Source organism: Paenibacillus camerounensis, from assembly GCF_000723885.1.
Taxonomy (GTDB): Bacteria; Bacillota; Bacilli; order Paenibacillales; family Paenibacillaceae; genus Paenibacillus_AQ; species Paenibacillus_AQ camerounensis.
The window spans coordinates 64,977-86,605 of record NZ_CCDG010000052.1; the positions used below are offsets into that span (position 1 = coordinate 64,977).

16 protein-coding genes are annotated in these 21,629 nt (G+C 54.8%); 11 read left to right on the plus strand and 5 right to left on the minus strand.

Annotated features, from left to right (window positions below):
• The first annotated feature begins 87 nt into the window (after nucleotides 1-87).
• The 3 genes from BN3772_RS19340 (at nucleotide 88) to BN3772_RS19350 (ending at nucleotide 2,320) form a co-directional block, all read left to right on the plus strand.
• Nucleotides 88-1,389, plus strand: a complete 1,302-nt coding sequence (locus BN3772_RS19340) for a stalk domain-containing protein (protein ID WP_042201491.1) — start codon at nucleotides 88-90, stop codon at nucleotides 1,387-1,389.
• A gap of 101 nt (nucleotides 1,390-1,490) precedes the next feature.
• On the plus strand, nucleotides 1,491-2,048 hold the full coding sequence (gene def / locus BN3772_RS19345; protein WP_042201525.1) for a peptide deformylase: 558 nt from the start codon (nucleotides 1,491-1,493) through the stop codon (nucleotides 2,046-2,048).
• A gap of 11 nt (nucleotides 2,049-2,059) precedes the next feature.
• Nucleotides 2,060-2,320 (plus strand): hypothetical protein, encoded by a 261-nt coding sequence (locus tag BN3772_RS19350; protein ID WP_042201493.1) that lies wholly within the window; start codon nucleotides 2,060-2,062, stop codon nucleotides 2,318-2,320.
• A 61-nt stretch (nucleotides 2,321-2,381) separates the two neighbouring features.
• Here the strand turns inward: BN3772_RS19350 and BN3772_RS19355 are convergent, their stop codons facing one another.
• Both BN3772_RS19355 and BN3772_RS19360 read right to left on the minus strand, forming a co-directional pair.
• On the minus strand, nucleotides 2,382-3,698 hold the full coding sequence (locus tag BN3772_RS19355; RefSeq protein ID WP_042201494.1) for a glutamate-1-semialdehyde 2,1-aminomutase: 1,317 nt from the start codon (nucleotides 3,696-3,698) through the stop codon (nucleotides 2,382-2,384).
• Between the two features lie 127 nt (nucleotides 3,699-3,825).
• Entirely contained in the window at nucleotides 3,826-4,872 is a 1,047-nt protein-coding gene (locus BN3772_RS19360; RefSeq protein WP_042201496.1) for an LCP family protein, read from the minus strand.
• Between the two features lie 125 nt (nucleotides 4,873-4,997).
• Between BN3772_RS19360 and bcp the strand changes: the two genes are divergently transcribed.
• Entirely contained in the window at nucleotides 4,998-5,465 is a 468-nt protein-coding gene (gene bcp / locus BN3772_RS19365) for a thioredoxin-dependent thiol peroxidase (RefSeq protein WP_042201498.1), read from the plus strand.
• 119 nt (nucleotides 5,466-5,584) lie between these two features.
• Nucleotides 5,585-9,868, plus strand: coding sequence for a 2-hydroxyacyl-CoA dehydratase (locus BN3772_RS19370; RefSeq protein ID WP_052380595.1), 4,284 nt, complete (start codon nucleotides 5,585-5,587; stop codon nucleotides 9,866-9,868).
• 605 nt (nucleotides 9,869-10,473) lie between these two features.
• Here BN3772_RS19370 and BN3772_RS19375 read toward each other — a convergent pair.
• Nucleotides 10,474-11,172, minus strand: a complete 699-nt coding sequence (locus tag BN3772_RS19375) for a DinB family protein (RefSeq protein WP_042201501.1) — start codon at nucleotides 11,170-11,172, stop codon at nucleotides 10,474-10,476.
• A 289-nt stretch (nucleotides 11,173-11,461) separates the two neighbouring features.
• Between BN3772_RS19375 and BN3772_RS19380 the strand changes: the two genes are divergently transcribed.
• Both BN3772_RS19380 and BN3772_RS19385 read left to right on the plus strand, forming a co-directional pair.
• Nucleotides 11,462-11,908 (plus strand): MarR family winged helix-turn-helix transcriptional regulator, encoded by a 447-nt coding sequence (locus BN3772_RS19380; RefSeq protein ID WP_042201502.1) that lies wholly within the window; start codon nucleotides 11,462-11,464, stop codon nucleotides 11,906-11,908.
• 2 nt (nucleotides 11,909-11,910) lie between these two features.
• Complete coding sequence (locus BN3772_RS19385) at nucleotides 11,911-13,443, plus strand: DHA2 family efflux MFS transporter permease subunit (protein ID WP_042201504.1); 1,533 nt, start codon at nucleotides 11,911-11,913, stop codon at nucleotides 13,441-13,443.
• Between the two features lie 90 nt (nucleotides 13,444-13,533).
• On the opposite strand, the gene BN3772_RS19390 is transcribed toward BN3772_RS19385, so the two are convergent.
• Nucleotides 13,534-14,514 (minus strand): helix-turn-helix transcriptional regulator, encoded by a 981-nt coding sequence (locus BN3772_RS19390; RefSeq protein WP_042201505.1) that lies wholly within the window; start codon nucleotides 14,512-14,514, stop codon nucleotides 13,534-13,536.
• A gap of 143 nt (nucleotides 14,515-14,657) precedes the next feature.
• Between BN3772_RS19390 and BN3772_RS19395 the strand changes: the two genes are divergently transcribed.
• Nucleotides 14,658-15,917, plus strand: coding sequence for an MFS transporter (locus BN3772_RS19395; RefSeq protein WP_042201507.1), 1,260 nt, complete (start codon nucleotides 14,658-14,660; stop codon nucleotides 15,915-15,917).
• Between the two features lie 88 nt (nucleotides 15,918-16,005).
• Here BN3772_RS19395 and BN3772_RS19400 read toward each other — a convergent pair whose 3' ends face one another.
• Nucleotides 16,006-16,674 (minus strand): DedA family protein, encoded by a 669-nt coding sequence (locus BN3772_RS19400; protein ID WP_042201509.1) that lies wholly within the window; start codon nucleotides 16,672-16,674, stop codon nucleotides 16,006-16,008.
• 107 nt (nucleotides 16,675-16,781) lie between these two features.
• Here BN3772_RS19400 and BN3772_RS19405 point away from each other — a divergent pair, with 107 nt between their 5' ends.
• The 3 genes from BN3772_RS19405 to BN3772_RS19415 form a co-directional block, all read left to right on the plus strand.
• Complete coding sequence (locus tag BN3772_RS19405; RefSeq protein ID WP_042201510.1) at nucleotides 16,782-18,176, plus strand: polysaccharide deacetylase family protein; 1,395 nt, start codon at nucleotides 16,782-16,784, stop codon at nucleotides 18,174-18,176.
• 140 nt (nucleotides 18,177-18,316) lie between these two features.
• Nucleotides 18,317-19,729: a DUF58 domain-containing protein gene (locus tag BN3772_RS19410; RefSeq protein ID WP_052380596.1), complete on the plus strand. Its 1,413-nt coding sequence runs from the start codon at nucleotides 18,317-18,319 to the stop codon at nucleotides 19,727-19,729.
• The coding region (locus tag BN3772_RS19415) for a transglutaminase TgpA family protein (protein ID WP_042201513.1) at nucleotides 19,698-21,629 on the plus strand (1,932 nt) is incomplete at its 3' end. The genes BN3772_RS19410 and BN3772_RS19415, both read left to right, overlap by 32 nt.

Consider the following 21,629-nt stretch of genomic DNA (forward strand, 5'->3'; position numbering starts at 1 on the left):
GCGGTTTCTCAAATAACGGGAAGCCGCTCCTTTGCTGCGGGCGGGCCAGATGTTAGAATGGAATTATATTAATCTGGGAGGGGTACGATGCTGATGGCATGGAAAAAATTATGGGCGGCCGGAACAAGCGGCATGCTTCTGTTCACACTGCTGCTTGGTGCAGGAAATACACCGGCTGATGCCGCCGGGGCAGCAGCCGGACAAGAAAACAGTCAGGATGTCTTTCGCATCGTGGCACTGGGGGATTCAATCACTGCCGGTTATGAGCCGGGGATGACGGACCCGAATACAATACCATACGGATACGCGGAGCGGCTGCTGGAACAGGGCTGGTACCACGGAAGAAGTGCCCTGAATAATTACGGCATTCTCGGATTAACCTCAGCAGGATTACTTAACTATACGGGAGCCATTAAGGCCGGTACCGTGATTACGCCTGACGGAATACAAGCAGGGTTGCGCGATCCGCGGATCAGCCAGTTTGCTGCACTTGCACCGGCGATCCATACAGAGCTTGCGGATGCAGACCTCATTACGATAACAATCGGAGGAAATGATGTCAGCAGCCTGTTCCTGAATGTTAAGTCCATTGCTACTGCTGATTTCGAAGCCCAGCTGGAGCAGCTATTGACCCTCTACGGCAGTAATGTGAAGGCAGCACTGGAGAATATCCGCGCAGTCAATCCTGCAGCGACAATTCTGCTGGCCGACCAATACCAGCCGGCACCCAAGATTGCGCTCGGTGCAAATTATACAACCCTTATGAGTGCGGCTGAGCGGTTCACGGCAGTTGCAGACAGTGTTACAGCCAGCCTGAATACGGCAGAGGCTCCGGTAGTGACGGCCCATGTTGCTGCACAGTTTGCCGGAGTAGAGGCATCACTGACCCACATCATTGGTGCGGGTGCGGCAGATTTTCATCCGACCCAGCTGGGATACGAAAAAATAGCCAGAGTCTTTGCCGAGCTGGAGTGGGGACAGTACCGTACACCTTCCGTTACGGCCGTTACAGCTCCGGGCGCAGCACCGTCCCCGATGTCTATCGTGGTAAAGGGAGTAGAGCTGAATACCCCCAACAAGCCGATTCTGAAGAACGGGCAGAATTTCCTGGCACTGAGGGATATCCTGAACGCAGTAGGCGCGACCGGCAAGTGGGACAACAAAACATCCAGCGCGACCATTGTGTACGGCGGACGTACAGTGGTCATCACAATCGGGTCCAAGTTTATCAAGGTTAACGGAGTCAACCAGGCTATCGACACACCGGCGTTTCTGCAAAAGGTCGGCAAAGAGGATAAAACCTATCTGCCGCTCGCTGCGCTGGCAACCGGGCTTGGCTTTGACGTGAACTATAGCAGCAAGCTGCGGACTGCATTCATAAATCCATAACAGGCATAACCTGACAGAATAACAGCCAATTTAGCTTATTGAGCAAAGGTGGATGAAATTTGTTGTCTAGTTCAAAATTTAAGTCAGACTATATCATTACAATGGATGATATTATTCGTGAGGGCGATCCCGTGCTCCGCAGTGTGGCTGCGCCGGTGGAGCTGCCGCTTCGGGCAGAGGACCGTGAGACGCTTGCATGCATGCTGCAGTTTCTCAAGAACAGCCAGGACCCGGAGGTGTCAGCCAAATACAAGCTGCGTTCCGGCGTAGGACTGTCTGCGAACCAGATCGGCCTGCAGCAGCGGATGTTCGTGATGTACTCGAAGGATGAAAAAGGAAGGATCGTGGAGCATGCCTGGGTCAATCCGCGGATCATCAGCCATTCAGTCTCCATGGTCTATCTGCCTGAGAGTGAAGGCTGCTTGTCTGTAGACCGGCCGGTGCACGGCTTTGTACCCCGCTATGAGACAGTGAAGGTAAAGGGATTTGACCTTGAGGGGAAGCCGGTTGCTGTAAAATTTAAAGGGTATCAGGCCATTATCATCCAGCATGAAATGGACCACCTGGACGGCGTAATGTTCTATGACCGGATTAATCAGGAGAATCCGTTCAAGCTGCCGCAGGATGTGGAAATCCGCAGCCTGTATGACCTGAAATAACAGGAGGAATAATGAACGGAACAGGGATAGCTGTTACAGCCGTATATTTGGGGCTCACACTTCTGATTATCGGGGTGTTCGTGCACAGGATGCGCAATGGAACATTCAGACGGCATATTATGGCAGAGGCGGCGATTGTAATCAGCTTTGTTGTTATGACAATGCTGGTTAACGAAGTACCTCTTTTTATAAGGCTGATTGGAGCAGCGATGGTTGCAGCCATGTTTAATCATGGACGGAAGAAGAGCAGAGAGAGCAGCCAAACCGGATAAAAGATGAAAACCCCGCTGCCACCGGCAGCGGGGTTGCTGTTATTATCGGATGAAAAGCAGATTACTTTTCTGACGCCATAGCCTGGAAGGAGGCGTCAGCCGCTTCAAGCGTAGTATCAATATCAGCATCGGTGTGGGCTGTAGTCAGGAACCAGGCCTCATATTTAGACGGAGCCAGATTGATGCCTCGGCTTAGCATGTGACGGAAGAAGCTGGCGAACAGTTCGCTGTCGGTATCCTGCGCCTCATCGTAGTTGGTAATCGGGTGATCGCAGAAATGCGTTGAGAACGCACCTCGGATACGGTTGATCGTCAGCGGAATGCCGTGCCGGTCTGCCGAGGCCTGCAGCCCTTCGGTCAGGCGGATGGCCAGACGTTCCATTTCATCATAGACGCCTTCAGCGCTCAGCACCTCCAGACAGGCAATGCCTGCCGAGATGGAGGCGGGGTTGCCGGCCATGGTTCCGGCCTGATAAGCCGGTCCGAGCGGAGCAACCTGCTCCATGACATGCTTGCGGCCGCCGTAAGCGCCGATTGGCAGCCCGCCGCCGATGATTTTGCCCAGGGCGGTCAAGTCCGGAGTAATATCCTCATGGTTATCAAGGCCTGTATAGGTCTGGGTAGAGCCGAAGTGGAAGCGGAATGCGGTGATTACCTCGTCATAAATGACAAGCGAACCGTTATCATGCGCCAGCTTGCATAAGCCCTCCAGGAAGCCGGGCTTCGGCATAACCATACCGAAGTTGCCGACAATCGGCTCAACCATAACTGCTGCGACATCTTCGCCCCACTTCTCCAGCGCTTCACGCAGCCCGTCCAGATCATTGAACGGAACGGTGATGACTTCCTGGGCGATGCTGCCAGGGACCCCGGCACTGTCCGGAATGCCTAGTGTCGAAGGGCCGGAGCCGGCGGCAACCAGTACAAGATCGGAGTGACCGTGATAGCAGCCGGCGAATTTCACGATTTTGCTGCGTTTGGTATATGCGCGGGCAACGCGGATGGTGGTCATCACGGCCTCGGTACCGGAGTTGACGAAACGGACCTTATCCATCGAAGGGATGGCTTCCTTAAGCATCTTCGCCAGCTTAATCTCAAGCTGGGTCGGCGTTCCGTACAGAATACCGTTTTGTGCGGCTTCTGTAATTGCTGCGGTAATATGCGGATGGGCATGTCCGGTAATGATTGGGCCATAGGCGGCGAGGTAATCAATGTACTCATTGCCGTCTTCATCCCAGAAGCGTGAGCCCTTGGCGCGTTTCATGAATACCGGGGCACCGCCGCCGACTGCCTTGAAGGAACGGGACGGGCTGTTGACCCCGCCGACAATATGCTGGAGGGCTTCCTGGTATAATTGTTCTGAATTACTGCGGTTCATTAGAATCATCCTTTCATATTGCCAGAGAATTTTGAATTGTGGGGAGTACCCTATGTAGCCCCGGGCAAGGGAACGGGCGAACAACGGGAAATACCGCTGTCCGCCCGTCCATTGGCCGAGTGGTGAATTAATTTGCTGCTGCAGAAGGGCTGCTCTCCGGAGAGGCTTCAGGTGTGGCTGTCGGCTCTGGTCCGGACAGTGTGTCCTGCACGAACTGCTTCAGTGCCTCCGAGCTCTTGAAGCCAATGACAGAAGCGCCGCCGCTGGTTGTATCTTCCGTCAGCAGTTCCATAGGCGGAATCTGCGCGCTGCCGCCCATAGAGCTGTCATAGCCGACAGTGCCAAGCTTCCACATATCATTCATGTCAAGGTTGGTATCAATAAACGGTGTGACCTGGGACAGGATGGAAGGCAGCTTGATAATCGAAGTCGTGCTGATCACCTTGTCCGCTACGGCCTTGAGGAAGCCGCGCTGGCGCTCTGTCCGGGTGAAGTCGGACGTGGCATCATGACGGAAGCGCACGTATTGCAGCGCCATGCTGCCGTCAAGGTGCTGGAAGCCTTTTTTGAGATCAATGTCGTATTCAGGCCCGTCAGCTATAGTCTTGTAGACCATGTCCTTCTCGACCTCATAATCAACACCGCCGACCGCATCCACCAGCGCAATGAAGCCCTGGAAGTCGGTATAGACATAATATTGAACCGGTATACCGAGCAGGTCGCTTACTGTCTGCATCGCTACTTCGGGACCGTGTGTAATAGCTGTGTTAATGCGTTCCTTGTCATACCCGGGAATGTCCACATAAGTATCGCGAAGGATGGAGAATACGTAGAATTTCTTCTTCACCGGGTCCAGAGAGGCAACCAGCATCGTATCCGAGCGGGGAACTTCACCTTTCTTTACTCCGCGTGCATCGACGCCCATAAGCAGGATGTTTACTGGTTCAGTGCCTTCCCATTCAGGAGGCTGAACGACTTCTGCTGAAGGAGTGGGAACAGCTGCAAAGGGTGAATCCTCACCGGTCTTATGCAGGTTGTCCAGCTGAGTGTACAGACTGGTAAAGTAGTAAGTGGCACCGCCGGCAATCAGGAGAAAGATAATAGCTAGAGTCCAAAGCAGCGTTTTCTTGTTCGACTTGCCGGTTTTTGCGTGCCGGTTCTTTCTTGGAGGCATTTCGTTCTTCCTTTCGCATTCACATTCTCTACATTATAATTTCTTTTAGGAATACAAGCAATTTCGGAATATTTCACCAAATTGTTTAGTGGAAACCGAAAGTAACTGATAAGGAGTGTATACATATGACGAAAACAATCGAAATCGGGCACGAGGTCCCGGATTTTACGCTTCCGGCATCCACAGGCGGGGAAATCAGCTTAAGCGATTACCGCGGGCGCAAGGTGCTGCTGTATTTTTATCCGAAAAATATGACGCCTGCCTGCACCCAGGAGGCCTGTGAATTCCGTGACGCCCATGATGAAATTTCCGCGAGAGGGGCAGTTGTGCTGGGAATCAGCCCGGACAGCCTGGCATCGCACGGGAAGTTTACAGATAAGAACAGTCTGCCGTTTCCGCTGTTGTCAGATGAAGATCATCAGGTAAGTGAAATGTTCGGCGTGTGGCAGCTCAAAAAGCTGTACGGCAAGGAATTTATGGGTATTGTCCGCTCAACCTTCCTGATTGATGAGCAGGGGAAACTGGCGGCAGAGTGGCGCAAAGTCCGCGTGAAAGGCCATGTTGAAAAGACGCTGGAAGAGCTGGCGAAATAAATAAGTATGCTGGTAATGATTTGAAATTGTCTGTAACATTTCTAACAGCCTTTATAAGGCGCTCTCATGATATAGTTGCCTCATATTACTTCAAATTTGGAGCAAGGCAAGGGGATGGCATGATGATGCGTATAGGGCTTGATGTCGGATCAACTACGGCCAAATTGGTTGTTATGGAACGGGGTACCATTGTTTATCAGGATTATGCCAGACATTTCAGTGATATAAAAAGAGCCGCACTATCCCTTCTGTCCGATGTCCGGGACCGGTTCCCGGACAGGAAGGCGGCGCTGGCTGTAAGCGGTTCCTCAGGCATGTCTTTATCAAAGCTTGGCGGAGTCCCCTTTGTTCAGGAGGTTATTGCCTGCACCAAAGCGATCAGTGAGCTGATTCCGCAGTGCGATACAGCAATTGAGCTTGGCGGAGAGGATGCCAAGATCATTTATTTGAACGGCGGCATTGAGCAGCGGATGAACACCGCCTGTGCAGGCGGTACCGGAGCGTTCATCGATCAGATGGCTGCCCTGCTGCAGACAGACCCTGCCGGACTTAACAAGCTTGCGGAGAAGCATGAGCGGATCTATCCGATTGCTTCACGCTGCGGCGTGTTTGCCAAGAGCGATGTACAGCCGCTACTTAATGAAGGTGCGCGGCGTGAGGATATAGCTGCGTCCATTTTTCAGAGCATCGTGAACCAGACGATCAGCGGGCTGGCCTGCGGCCGTCCAATCCGCGGACGGGTGGCTTTTTTGGGCGGTCCGCTAACCTTCCTGCCCGTGCTGCGCGATCTGTTCGCCAAGACGCTGGGGCTTAAGGAAGGGGAGGTGCTGTTTCCGGAGCGGTCCCAGTATTTTGTGGCGATCGGTTCAGCGCTGGCGCAGTCAGAGCCGCTAATGCTGCCGCTGGGGGAGTGGATATCCCGGATTGAAGCGGTCAATTTCAAAGCTGACCGCGCTGAGGATGCCGATCTGCCGCCACTGTTCGAAACAGCGGCAGATCTGGCTGAGTTCCGGCAGCGCCACGGCAGGGCTGCAGTCAAGCGTGCGGAGCTGGCGGATTACAGCGGGGCGTGTTATCTCGGAATTGATGCAGGCTCAACGACGACGAAGCTGGTCATAACCGGTGCTGATGATCAGATCCTGTACACCTCCTACGGCAGTAACAAGGGGAATCCGCTGCAGTCGGTCAGGGATGCCCTTAAGGAAATTTACAGGCTGCTGCCGGAAGACTGCTATATTGCAGGCGCTTATGCCACCGGATACGGCGAAGGTCTGATTAAGGCTGCACTGCGGACGGACGGCGGAGAAGTGGAGACGGTAGCACACTATAAGGCGGCTTCTAAATTTATGCCTGAGGTCGACTTCATTCTCGACATCGGCGGCCAGGATATGAAGTGCATCAAAATCCGCGGCGGGGCCATCGACAGCCTGATGCTGAACGAGGCCTGCTCGGCAGGCTGCGGTTCTTTCCTTGAGAGCTTTGCCTCTGCCCTGGAGCTGGGCATCGCGGAATTTGCCAATGCCGCGCTGGAATCGAGCAAGCCGGTCAATCTTGGCTCACGCTGCACTGTGTTCATGAATTCCAAGGTGAAGCAGGTGCAGAAGGAAGGCGCTTCGCTGGCCGACCTTTCTGCCGGGCTGGCGTACTCTGTTATCAAGAATGCCCTGCAAAAAGTAATCAAAATCCGCAATAGCGAGGATCTGGGACGCAATATCATCGTTCAGGGCGGAACCTTTTATAATGAGGCTGTGCTGCGGGCGTTCGAGCTGCTGACCGGCAGAACCGTTGTAAGGCCGGATATCGCCGGCGTAATGGGTGCCTACGGCTGTGCCCTGCTGGCTAAGGAACAATCCGTGGCGGGAGGCATCAGCACGCTGCTTGGACCGGAGGAGCTGGAGGCCTTTACCTGTCAGGTATCGCCGGGCCGCTGCGGCCTGTGTGCCAACAATTGCGCGCTGACGATCAGCCGTTTTCCGGATAAAAGCTTCCATGTGACCGGTAACCGCTGTGAACGCGGAGCCGGGGGGAAGAAGAGTAAGAATACACTGCCGAATCTGATGCAGTATAAATACGAACGGTTCTTCGATTATGAGGGGCTGCCGGAAGATGAGGCACAGCGGGGCGTTGTCGGCATTCCGCGTACGATGAATATGTTCGAGAATTTTCCGTTCTGGCATACTTTTTTCACCCGGCTGGGTTACCGGACGGTTCTGTCCCCCAAGTCCAGTAAAAAGCTGTATGAGAGCGGAATGGACACCATTCCTTCCGAATCCATCTGCTATCCGGCGAAGATGGCCCACGGCCATGTGCAAAGCCTGGTGGGCAAAGGCGCAGACTTTATTTTCTATCCGGCAATTGTGTATGAGAAGAAGGAGGATGAAGCGGCCACGAACCACTTCAACTGCCCGGTGGTTGCTTCTTATCCTGAGGTCATCCGCAACAATATGGATAGCCTGAAGGAAGGCGGAGTTCCGCTTGTCAGCCCGTTTCTGACCTTTGATGATATTGCTGCCCTGACCAAAGGGTTGATGAAGACCTTCACCGATATCCCGAAGGATGAGATTATTGCCGCTGTTCAGGCCGGTCTGGCTGAAGCGGAGCATGCCAAAAGGGATGTGCGCTCCAAAGGCGAGGAAACCTTGGCGTTCCTGAGCGCGACAGGCACAAAGGGAATTCTGCTCTGCGGCCATCCGTACCATGCAGATCCGGAGATCAATCACGGTATTGCCGATATGATTACCGGCATGGGGCTGGCGGTGCTGACTGAGGATTCGGTCTGTCATCTCGACCGCAGTGAAGGCGATGTGGCTGTGGTCAACCAGTGGACCTATCATGCCCGAATGTACCGTGCCGCACGGCTGGCCTCCACCCGCAAGGATCTGGAGCTGGTGCAGCTCACCTCCTTCGGCTGCGGTATTGATGCCATTACCTGTGATGCTGTGCAGGAGATCATGGAGCGGAACAACAAGGTCTACACTTTGATCAAAATTGATGAGATCAGCAACCTCGGCGCGGCCCGCATCCGGCTGCGCTCGCTGCTTGCCGCCATGCGCGAGCGCGAGAAGAGCGAAGTGCAGCCGCAGCTCCTGTACAAAACGCAGGCCAGCATTACCTTTACTAAGGAAATGAAGGAGAGCTACACCATTCTGTCGCCGCAGATGTCGCCGGTGCACTTCGAGCTGTTTGAACGCGTCTTTCAGGATGCGGGATACCGGCTCAAGATATTGGAGACAACCGGGCCGCAGGAGACAGAGGAAGGGCTCAGATACGTTAATAATGATGCCTGTTACCCGGCGATAGTCACCATCGGGCAGATTCTGTCAGCCCTAAAAGGCGGAGGGTATGACCTGAACCGCACCGCGGTCATTATGTCACAGACCGGGGGCGGCTGCCGGGCGACCAATTATATATCGCTGCTGCGCAAGGCGCTGAAGGATTCAGGGCTGGGGCATATTCCGGTCATCTCGCTGAATGCCTCCGGCATGGAGAATCAGCCCGGCTTCAAGATCAGCCTCAAGCTGGCGAACCGGCTGGTCGCCGCAGCCTGCTACGGTGATCTCATGATGCGGCTGCTGCACCGGTTCCGGCCGTATGAACGGATTCCGGGCAGCGCTGAGGCGCTCTACCGCAAAGGAATGGACCGCTGCAAGGCCAGCCTGTCAACCTTCTCCTTCCGGGAATACAAACGGCTGGTCCGGGACATTGTGGCGGGGTTCAGCCGCCTTCCGGTCCATGATTATGAGAAGCCGAAGGTAGGCATTGTCGGCGAGATCCTGATCAAATTCCATCCGGATGCGAATAACCGGATTATTGAAATGATTGAGGCGGAGGGCGGCGAGGCTGTCATGCCGGACTTCCTGGACTTCATCTTCTACTGCATCTATAACCCGATCTACAAGGCGGAGCAGTTCGGCAAAAGCAAGCGGCTTGGATACATCAATCCGATGCTTATCTCCTATCTCGAAATTTACCGCAGGCCGGTGAAGGTGGCACTGGAGGAAGCAGGACTGGCGAAGAGCAGGGAAAATATTTACGGGCTGGCGGAGAAGGCGAGCCGTCTGGTATCAGTCGGCAACCAGATGGGCGAGGGCTGGTTCCTGACAGCGGAGATGATGGATCTGCTGGACAACGGAGTGGATAATATCGTCTGTATCCAGCCGTTCGCCTGCCTGCCGAATCATATTACCGGCCGGGGAAGCATTAAAGGGCTGAAGGAGCTGTATCCGGGAGCTAATATTGCGGCAATCGATTATGATGCGGGTGTGAGCGTGGTGAATCAGGCGAACCGGATCAAACTGATGATGTCGATCGCCAGCGAGCTGATCAGCAGTAAGCATGCGAAGCAGCCAGCCGGCCGCCAGAATCATCCGGTTAAGCTGGAGACCTTCAGCAGCGGGGTTTAGCCCGACAGGTCTTGTTCCGGTGGCTTCATCGGAAGACGGGGCTTAAATAATATTTATATAGATTGAACTTAAGAATTTAAGTTAAGGGAAAAGTGGCGGAGGGGAATTTTGGAACTGGAGGAGCGGTAGCGTCCGCCTGAAAGCTTTTCGCAGAAAAGCTCGCATCGGAAACATAAGCTGTCTGCGGATTTCAACCGTTAAAAAGGGTTTAAATCAAGAAATCTGCAGAAGGGCAGCGGCTGGAAGTCCAAATATTCTCTGGAGTCACATGCAATCCCAAAACAGCAATATTAGTTCAATCTATATAGTTGGATTTTCTTCAGTAAAATTCATGATTGTACCCATTTCCTAATGATTAGGTGGAAAAACGTTACTTATTTTGGGGTGCAAACCTGTTTTGAGGTCAAAACCGCAGGTTTAATTGGCTATTTTCCAACCAAATCCTTCCATATGAGCCTTCTGAATGAATTAGGTTGCTTTTTTCCACTATATTTATGCGGGCAAGAAAACGGGGCTGGTTGAGGAAGAATTCAAGAGGTACACGCTACACAAAAGCGGAGCAGGGATTCAGTCCCTGCTCCGCTTTTGTGTGCGGCCGGCTCCGGCTATTGGCGGGTCGGCTGCTTCTGCAGCTTAAGCTTCACCTGCATCGACTTGTTCAGGTGCAGAAAGTTATGCCGGGTAGCCGGCATTAACACCAGTCCGGCTGCCGTCTTACCTCCCCAGTAATCCAGCAGCCACTGCTCGGTTGCTTTGACAGCCTCCTGCTCCTTCACCTGATTGAGCCGCCGGGCGCTGACTTTGGTTCTTAGCTCGGCAGCGCTTAACCCTGCGATAATGGAGCGGGTCCGCTGAGCGACAGCCAGCCTGTAGTCCGGCAACGCCTCAAAAGACAGAACGGAGCTCAGTTCGGCAATCTCTGACTCATCCATCCCGTTGCCGGAGTGAATGAACCGTGTATTGAGCTTATCCGCAAAGCCTCCGCTGTGCAGTATCTGCTCCCTGCCCGAGATCAGTACATTCATCGTGATGTCTTCGATCCGCGCTGCATGCCACAGATGCCAGGCAATGGAGTTCCTGCTGGCAGATGTGCGTACCGGATACGCCCGGAAGGTCTGCTCCCCGAGAGTGTTCATAATCACATCCTCATAAGTCGCCAGCCCGCCAGCTTCTCCTGAAGCATACAGCCAGCGGTGCTGCTCCAGGAATAAGTCCGCCGCTTCAGATTGCTTATCAGGTCTGCCAAGCAGTCCGGTTAATGCCTTGTGATTCTCGTTCCACACTTTCCGCTGCTCCAGATTCATCCCTTTCATCCTCTCTGTATTACAAACTCCTGTCCTTACTCGAATTATAAATAAAATCCACGGATGGATATAATTGAGAAGTGTCTGTTTTACGTCAAAAGCTCACAATAAGCTCAAAATCATCCCGAGCCTGACAGCTGCACTAAAGATTGAAAACATATTATGAAAATACAAGTAAAGAAATATTAATTTTCAGGAATTTTCAGTAAAGTGTTGACGTAAAAATACGTAAATAGTAAAATAGTTCGTATACGAAGTATTATTATGAACGAAAAGCGTGGTGGCCAGGTTGGAGGAAAAAGAGCGGCAGCTGGATGACATTCTGTCTTCATTCCGCTGCATCACCCATAATTACCAGCAGCTTCTCTGGAAGGATGCAGAAGAGCTTGAAGTAACATCTACACAGCTCATGGTACTGCGTAAGCTGGCTATGCACCCCGATATCGGCATTACCGAGCTTGCAGATCTGCTTCACTTAGGCAACAGTGCTGCGAGCGGGGTGGTGGACCGGATGGTTAAGGCTGGCCTGATTACAAGACAGCGGTCAGAGACAGACAGGCGGGTTGTTCATCTGGCGGCAACGGAGAAGGGGCTGGAGATCAGAGAGCGCAGTAAGCAGTCAATCCGTAAGCATCTGCAGCCTCTGGAGAATATTCCTGCTGAAGATGTTAAGGAATTGCTGCGGCTGCATGGTGAAATCATTAACATTTTAGTTCAAGGGAGAGAAAACAAGTAACTATGAGTACAATACATGCAAATACTGCGGGCGGAGCCAAGGCAATCCGCAGAGGGCCGATTATCGCCGCGCTGCTGATCGGTGCTTTTGTCGCGCTGCTCAACCAGACGCTGATGAACGTAGCCCTGCCGAAAATGATGGAGGACCTTAATATTGTGGCCAATACGGCGCAATGGCTGACAACCGGCTTCATGCTGGTGAACGGGGTGCTGATCCCGATCAGTGCTTATCTGGTAGAGAAATTTACGACCCGCCAGCTGTTTATTACGTCGATGATCCTATTTTCCATAGGTACACTGATATGTGCGATCGGTACAGGCTTTGAGATGATTATGGTCGGCCGTGTCGTGCAGGCTGTCGGCGCCGGCATTCTGATGCCGCTGATGAATATCGTGTTCCTGCGCATTTTCCCGATTGAAGAACGCGGTAAAGCGATGGGGCTGATGGCAGTGGCGATGATCTTCGCTCCGGCGGTTGGGCCGACGCTGTCCGGCTGGGTTGTGCAGAATTATTCCTGGCGCGTGCTGTTTTATATCGTGCTGCCGCTCGCTATTTTCTCCACACTGCTGGGGATGAAGGCGATGCAGAATGTTGGACAGCTGACCTCTCCAAAGCTCGACAAAATCGGAATTATCCTCTCAACGCTTGGCTTTGGCGGTCTGCTGTACGGCTTCAGTGATGCCGGAACCGACGGCTGGGACAGTGCGATAGTGATTACCTGCCTGATCCTGGGGGCACTCTCCCTGTTGCTGTTTGTATGGCGTGAGCTTACAACCGATACACCGCTGCTGGAGTTCCGGATTTTCCGTTATAATATGTACTCTTTGACTACTGTAATTAACATTATTGTTACTATGGCGATGTATGCAGGCATGATCCTGCTGCCGATTTACCTCCAGACGATCCGCGGCTTTACGCCGATGGAATCCGGTCTGATGCTGCTGCCGGGCGCAATTCTGATGGGGATTATGTCTCCGATTACAGGTATTATTTTTGATAAAATCGGGGCAAGATGGCTGGCCGTCATCGGACTCCTGATTACTACAATCACCACCTGGGAATTCAGCCAGATTTCCACAACTACAACATATACCCATCTGATCCTGACCTATACGGCCCGGATGTTCGGAATGTCCATGCTGATGATGCCGATTGTGACGGCCGGGCTTAACCAGCTGCCGCAGCGCCTCAGCTCGCACGGTACGGCAATGTCCAATACACTGCGTACAGTAGGCGGGGCGCTGGGTATGGCGCTGTTCGTCAGCCTGATGACCAACCGCACCAAGAGCAATATTACTGAGGCTGTAACGAGTGGAGCGGTATCCCAGACAGATAAGGCTGCTATGCTCAAGCTTACACAGGAGGCGACAATCAACGGGATCACACATGCATTTACTGTGGCTACATGGGTAACGGCTGTGGCTCTGGTGCTGGCGCTGTTCATCAGGAAGACCTCACCTCAGGCAGATTTCATCAAAACAGAGGAAGCGGGGTCCGCAGTACCCCAGAGTATCAAGGCGCAGACTGTAAAATAATAAAAGCAAACAGGACATCTCCCTGCAGCCGTTGCGCTGCTGGAGATGTCCTGTTTTTTGGTGCAGCAAGAGATTGGCTGTACTTCACCCTCATGTACGTACAGACGGAGCATTCTGGTTAGCGGGCTGCGCCGGAGCCTTGTTATAGACAGCGGCAATTCCGGCGGCGATCTCACCCAGCCTGCGGCGGATATGCTCCGGCTCCAGCACTTCGGCTGCAGGCCCGAACCCGAGGATAAAGCCGTACAGCCAATTGTCCTCCGGGTAATAGACACTCACGGTGTAGCCTCCGTTTCCGTCGGGCTGCAGCTCGCTGCAGTCAAAGTAGTCCTCGGCGAGATGCCTTCCTGCAGCGGAGAAATGCAGCACAACCGGCGTCGTTCCGGCCGGATCTGCCCAGCCGCTGCTCCAGGGCAGGCCGCTTACCGGAATATCCTGCCGGGTATAGCGGCGCTCCTCCTTAATCAGCGATTTCATGCGCAGCAGCTTGAACAGCCGGAAATCGCCGCGCTCTGCACAGAAGCCGTACAGGTACCATGACTGGCCTTTGAGTACAAGCGTATAAGGCTCAACTGAACGGCTGCCGGCTGCACCGCTGGCCGCAACGTAGTCAAAAGAGACAGCGGAAGATTCCTCCATCGCCTCCTTGAGCAGCGCCAGCCGTTCTTCCAGCGGACCCTGCAGCCCCCAGGGGGAAAAGTCGACAACGAGCTGGGCGGTTTTACTGCGGAAGGCTGCGGTCTGGGAGGGAGGAATGACACTGCTGATTTTTTCCATAAGCAGTGTGTGCTCAGCACCTCCATAAGAGGAGACGCTTTGCAGCGCGGTAAAGATATCAGCGAGCTCACGCTCGGTCAGCATATTGCGGTCAAGCCGGTAGCCCTCCATCAGGCCGATTCCGCCGCCTGCCCCCTGGTAGGTTACGACGGGGATTCCGGCACTGTTAATGCTTCCAATATCCCGGTAGATGGTGCGTACGGATACTTCGAACATATCGGCAAGCTCTTTGGCCTGGATCAGGGGACGGTTCATCAGCAAAATAACGATGGAAAGCAGACGGTCTATTTTCACAGGCAGCCCCCTCTTTGTTATAGGCAATTACCATTTATATTATATTTTCCGCAGCGCAAAGAAAAGAAAGCATTGTTATATTCATAACATTCGATTAATATCTAATTAGATATAATATTAATTATATTGCGGGGTATATGAAAATGCGGAACGGAAAGACCGGTCCTGCCGGCAGGCTATCGGGGGGATATTCAAAATTATTTGCAGCAGGGCTGGTTAACGGAATCGGTGACCGCTTCAGCAGTATTGCCATGCTGGCGCTGGTTCTGCAGATGACTGGTTCAGGCATGGCGGTAGGAATTTCTCTGGGCGTCAGGGTACTGCCTTATCTGTTCATGGCCCCTCTTGGAGGAATACTGGCAACCCGATTTCCGCGAAAGGCTATTATGATTGCAGTCGACCTGCTCCGTGTGCCGGTTGCACTATCTTTTTTGCTGGTGGACGGAGAAGACCGGCTGTGGCTGCTGTACACCGGAAGCTTCATAATGGCTGCGGGAGAAGCTGTATACAGCCCGGTGCGCAAGTCTTCCATCCCGCTGCTGGCCGATTCATCCGCTTTGCTCAGAATAAACGGCCTGGAACAGCTGATGAACGGCAGTGTTCTGATCCTCGGTGCGTTCATAGGCGGCGTAGTGTCGCTATGGTTTGGCCCGGAAATGGCATTTATAGTGAATGCCTTATCCTTCCTAGTTGGAGCTTTGCTGCTGTGGGGGATTCATTTTCCGCCGGCAGCGGCAGAGCCGGGCCGGACTGAAGGGACCGGGAAGAAGCCGGCAGCAGCCCATTTATCCGGGGGCCGGCTTCAGACACTTAAGTATGTTGCCGGAGGGAGCTTGGCCCTGCAAATTGTGATAGCCTATGAGCTGCTGGTGCCGGTGATTAACGGATGGGACAACGTGCTGATCAGTGTATATGCGGTGCAGGAATTCCATGCCGGGGATGCGGGTATAGGGGCCTTTTATGCGGCGCTTGGAATCGGCCTCAGCCTCAGCTTTTTTGCGGGAAGGCTGCTGAAGAAACGGCTGCTGACAGCCGCACTTACCGGGCTGATGCTGGAAGGCATGCTGCTGATGGCAATCAGTGCAAGCGGCAGCTTCATACATGCGTTTTTTCTGTATATACTGCTGTCTTTAGCCGGCGGTGTGGGCAACGCCTGTCTGGATACGCTCGTAATGCGGGAGACACCTCCCCGGCAGCAGCCGCTCATATTTGGGATGCTGTCGGCGGTAAGCGGTACGCTGCTTGGCCTTTCAATGCTGGGAGCAGGCTGGCTGCTGGATTATGTGGAGCCTAGAGTGCTCGGCTGCGCCGGAGGAGCCGGATTCGCAGCTATCTCGCTGCTGCTGGCCGGATATGCTGCAGTGCGGGGAAGGCTGCTGAGGAAGCGGGCGCTGTCCCGTTAGAGGGTTTAAAAGTGATCTGCAGCAAAACAGCCGCTGCGTTCCGGGGCGTGTCCCGGTCGCAGGGCTGTTTTTTATAGTGATATCAAGGCTAGCGTTCTTTGGACGGTTCTTTCAGCTTGGTCTTTAGCTTAAGCTCAGGCTTGCGGCGCAGTACGTAGACAGCGAGAAAGCGGCGGTAGCGGAATACCGCAATCAGGGCAGCAAGGGCGGCAACGCCGCTGACAATCCAGAGGGCATACACCTCGAACAGGTGGAAGATGCCCATCCATTGCGGACCGAACACCTTGCCGATCCCGAGAAAAATAATGACCCAAATCAATGCCCCGCCGTAAGCGTATAATGCAAATTTCCGGAAGGGCAGCGCAATAATGCCGGCGAAATAACCGGTGAAATGCCTGACACCCGGAATGAAATAGCCGATGGAAATCAGAAAGCTGCCGTACCGTTCAAACCAGTGCTGGGTCTTCTCAAGCTTGGCCGGCGAGAACAGGAACCATTTGCCGTAGCGCTGAATGAAGGGAAGGCCCGCTTTTAATCCGATAAAATAAGTAATCGTCATTCCAACCGTAGTTCCCGCAAAGGCAACAACAACCAGTGTCAAAAAATCCAGCCTTCCGGTATAGGAGAGAAATCCGGCGAATGCCATTGTGGTCTCTCCCGGAAAGGGCAGTGCTATAAATTCCAGCAATAGCCCGAAAAACAGCACGTTATAGCCATATGCGGCGAATAGCTCCTGAATCCACTTCAGCATCTCCATAATAAGTCACTCTCCAAAGGCGGTATGTCTAATTCTATTTCGAGGCATGTCTTCATACAATCTACCAAATAGGTGCTAAAGCCAATAGAATGCTGGAGGTAGAGATAATGAAGGGCAGCAACAAATCCCTTATCCGCCGGAATGCCGTCCGCGGGTTGATTGCTATGGCAGTTATGTTATGTGCTTTGACCGGTTGGGCAGGCGCGCAGTCCCTGAATGAGCGGAAGGCCAACCCTCTGCAGGCCGGTGCTGCCGTGCCTGTACTCTCTAAGAATAATCTTCCGGCTGATGTGATGCAAGATTTGAGCGCCCCGGCTGTGAATCCGGCTGCTGCCGTGACGGCTGCCCCGAGAGCAGGACAAGCCTCAGACACAGGTTCAGCTATTGCTGCACAGCGGGATGTTGCTGCTGAAGTACAAAAGGCAAAAGGGAAGGCAGACCCAAAGGCAGACCCAAAGACAGTCTACCTTACCTTCGACGACGGCCCCAGCAATGTGACGCCTGAAGTGCTGGAGGTTTTGCGTGACGAGGGTGTTAAGGCAACTTTTTTTGTACTGGGGCAGCAGGCCAAAAGCCATCCCGAGCTGATCAATGCGATCTGGGAGCAGGGACATGCCATCGGTAATCATACCTATAATCATAATTACCATGATTTATATAGCGGATTCACAGAATTCTGGAAGCAGATTAAGCAGACGGAAGAGGCCGTGCGGGAAATAACGGGTATCCGTCCCCGGCTGGTGCGTGCTCCGGGCGGTACGTACGGACATTTTGATGCCACTTATTTTGAGCTGCTAAAAGAGGCCGGATACACCGTCATGGACTGGAACGTAGACAGCGGGGATTCCAGACGCAAGGGCGTACCAGCTGCGGAGATTATCCGCGAATCGCTGTCACTGCAGGCTTCCCGGGTCATCCTGCTGCTTCATGACGGGGCCGGACATGCGGAGAGTGCCAAGGCACTGCCGCAGATTATTGCCCGGTATAAGGCGGCAGGATACCGTTTTGGCGTGCTGGATGCGGCGCAGGAGCCGGTGCAATTCAGAGTTTCTGCCTCCGCGGCGGCACGGATCAAGCCGTCGGACGCATGGATAGCCTCCAATATTACACCGAATGCCGGGCTGTTCGGGCCGGGGAAGCCGCTCATCCTTGAGGTGGGCAAGCAGGAGGTGAAGCTTGATCCCGGAGAATACAGAATCAGAAAAGGGCAGTATGTCGTTCCGCTGCGGGCTGTTATTGAACGGTTAGGCGGACGGGTGGGCTGGGATACGGTTAACCGCAGCGGCAGTGTCTGGTGGAACGGGCGTGAAGTCAGTGCGGATGCGGGGAATAAACGCCTGACACTGATCTCGGGTGACGGGACCCTTGTAACAAGGGAGTCGGATGTGGAGCTGATCGGCTCTGCCCTATGGCTTCCCTTGCGTGACCTGCTTGAGGAGTCCGGGCATCCGTTGCTGGAGGTTAAAGTGACTGCGGAGGAGCGGCGTGTAAAGGCGCTGTGAGACAGGCCTGTCCCAAGGCATAAAGAAATTACGGGGTTTGGGCACCCTTTTTCGTGGGAAGAATAGACAGTATTAGGCTCTTGTATATCTTGCATTCTGTATACCAGAGCTAGTCTATAACCACGAAGGAAGGATGCCAATTGTCCTCTTCATCATTAATAGATCAGCAAACCGGAAAGAGCAGTCTGCCGGAACGGTCTCCCGACGTCACGGGACTGCTGTTTCGCAGAAGCCGCAGTGTGGCGGCGGAATGGATACGGATGCTGACAGTTGCGATTGTGCTGGGCGGTCTCTACTGCTGGAGGGGCGGTGCTTCGCTGCTGTTCCTGCTTACGGTTAGCGGGCTGCTGATGGCCGGCGGATTCCTGCTGCAGGCTTTCGGGCCAAGGAGGTTCAACATCGTCCGCAGCATCACGCCTGTCCGTCCGGTAGCCGGAGACAGCCTGACCGTAGAGGTGCAGGTCAGCTTTGCGACCCGCCTCCCGTTGCCCTGGATGATTATCACGGATTACTGGGGCGGCAGCTGGCACCGGGAGCTGCTGTTTCCCGGCTTCCGGCGGTCCTTCCGTTACACTTACAGGCTGCACCGTTTGCCGCGCGGCATTTATCACCTGCATGGCAGCCGCATCAGTTGGGGAGACCCGGCGGGACTTTTTACGGGCGAAAGCCGGCTTAAGGGGCAGGAGACCCTGAAGGTTCTTCCGAGACCGCTATATATCGGCACCGTCCGGCCGGAGAGCAGCCGGTACACCGGTGAAGCGATGCCTAAGCGGGGCCGGGGGAGCAGTGAAGCTGCAGATATCCGTAATTATGTGGCAGGTGATCCGCTGAACCGTATCCACTGGAAAAGCAGCGCCAGCAGGGGAACGCTGCAGAGCCGGGTGCCGGAGAGGGAAGCCGCACAAATGTCCTGTATTGTGCTTGCTAACCGTGCAGAGGAGTATGAGATTCCCTATAGCTCCCTGAATCCGCGCAGCGAGCGGAACAAGTCCGAGCCGGCCTTCGAACGGGCTGTATCGGCTGCAATGGGGCTGATGCTCTCTGCTGAGCGCAGCAGCGCTTACGTGCAGCTGTTCACCGGGGGCTGGCCTGAGGGTATGGCCAGACATGAAGGGCTGGGTAAAATTCCCGGCAGAGTACAGGAACTGCTTACTGAGATCCGGCCCGGCGGGACACGGAGCCTCAGCAGACTGCTGGAGGATGCTTCGCAGCAATGGATTCCCGGCATGACGGTAGCTGTTATTACAGGCAGGCTGGAGGAAGAGGCAGCACGGACAATCGCCCGGTTCCTGGTACAGGGAGTGAAGTTGGAGCTGTACTACGTGTGGGATCAGCCTGCTCCGCTTCCGGGCGGCGCAGCGGCAGAAATGCGGCAAGGGCAGGCTGCAGCAGGCCGTGGACCGGAGGAATACAAGCCGCGGACCGCAGGAACGGTTAGCGGTAGTCTGGCCCGGATCGGTGCGAGAGTATACTGCCTGGATCATCCGGATGCGGCAGAACGGAACAAGGAGGCAGAAGCTCATGAATTTCCGGGGAGACCTACACTGGGATAGACCGCCGGAGGGTACTGCTGAGCTGACAGGTCCTCCTTCTTCCGGGCTTGGCGGTGAGCGTTCCGGTCTTCGGACTTCACCTGTACCTATACACAGGCACAATGCAGAGCAAACAGAGAACAGTCAGACCGGCAGTGGGGAGAGCGCTCCTCTGTACTACCGTCTGCTGTTCTCTTTGGCTATTATGGGGATGTTCATCAGCTGGCTGATGCCGCTGCATCAGTCAGTGCCGGCGGCGGAGACGGCGGAGCTGCTGGAGCTTCTTATGGTTGCGGCCGCAGCACTGCTCCTGTGGGGAAGCTTCCGGGTCCCCGCCGCAATACAATTCAGCTTGCAGTTTGTAATAATTGCGCTGACCTGGTATTGGGCATGTGACCGGAATGAAGGGCCTGACTGGCTCAGTGCGTATATATCAGGGATGCCGCTGGATGCCGCAAGGCTTATTACAGGCCGGGTATCCGGGCTGAGTGAGGACAGCCGTCTGCTTATTCTGGTATTGGGCTGGGGACTGCTCGTTGCCTCTGTGCAGCAGCTTGCGCTTTACAGGGGGAGTATTTCACTCTTTACCGCAGTATCTGCAGGCTATCTGCTTGTACTTGATATTGCTTTTGGTATCAACACTACCCGTTACGTCGTGGCAGCGTCCCTGCTGATTCTCTGGATGCAGGGGTTAAGCGGCCTGCTGCGTCTCAGGGAGCACAGCGGCCGGCGAAATCTCCCGTACTACCGCTGGGCCGCCTTTACGCTGCTTACTGTTATTCTGCTGGTAGCTGCGGCGGTGACGGGCGGTGTGCTGTACGGAGCGCGTCCGGCTGCGCCGCTCAGCCTGCAGCCGGTGATGGAGCGGCTGCAGCATTTAGCGGAGGGTGAGACCCCAAGCGGTGTGGAGGAAGCCGGAGCCGCTAATACCGGTACTACGGGCTACGGGACCGCAGAAGGCGAGCTCGGTGCGCCGCTTACGCCCGGAACGGCCCCTGTTTTTACGGCTTTCGCCGGGCGGCCTGTGTATTGGCGGGGAGAGAGCCTTGCTTATTATGACGGCCGCCGCTGGATCCGGGAAGGAATTATGTATGAACCGCTCAGTCTGAGGGGACTGCCCTCGGAGGAAATGTCAGCAGAGCTTACAGCAGCCGGCCAAGACAGCAGCCGGATACTGGATCTGCGGGTTGAGCTTGCGGCTCCGGCAACTGGCGGGCTGCCGCTCTTTAGTGCAGGGCAAGTAGCTGACGTGGGTAAGGTTGAGCTTGCTGACGGGAGCAGTCTTGGCTATGTACTGGCAAGCCCTCAGAAGAACCGCTTCCGTCTGCCGGAGTCTTCCGGCTCGGCTGCAATCACAGCTTATGAAGTGACATCACTGCTGCCGGAGAGCAGTCCGGCTGTACTGCGCAGCCTGGGGACGGAAGATCCCGGGGACATTGCCGGCCAGTATCTGCAGCTTCCGGCAGCGCTTCCCGGACGGGTTAACACTCTTTCCGCCGGGCTTACCGCAGGCGCCGGGAACAGGTATGATGCTGTTACTGCTGTCCAGAGCTATCTCCGCAGCTCCTATCCGTATACGCTGGATACCCGGATTCCGCCGGGGGATGCAGATTTTGTGGATGATTTTCTGTTTACCGCGAAGCAGGGCTACTGCGTCCACTTCGCTTCGGCGATGACTGTCCTGCTGCGCAGCAGCGGAATTCCCGCCCGGTACGTGCAAGGCTACGGACCGGGAACCCCGGAGCGCGGCGGCGGCCAGCCTGCGCGCTTCCTTGTCACCCAGGCCGATGCCCATGCCTGGGTGGAGGTCTACTTCCCCGGCGCGGGCTGGGTGCCCTTCGACCCCACGCCGGGGACAGCCTTCGCCGCCGCAGGCCCGGCGGCGGCAGATGCAGCGGCGCTGGTTCCCGCGCCGCAGGAG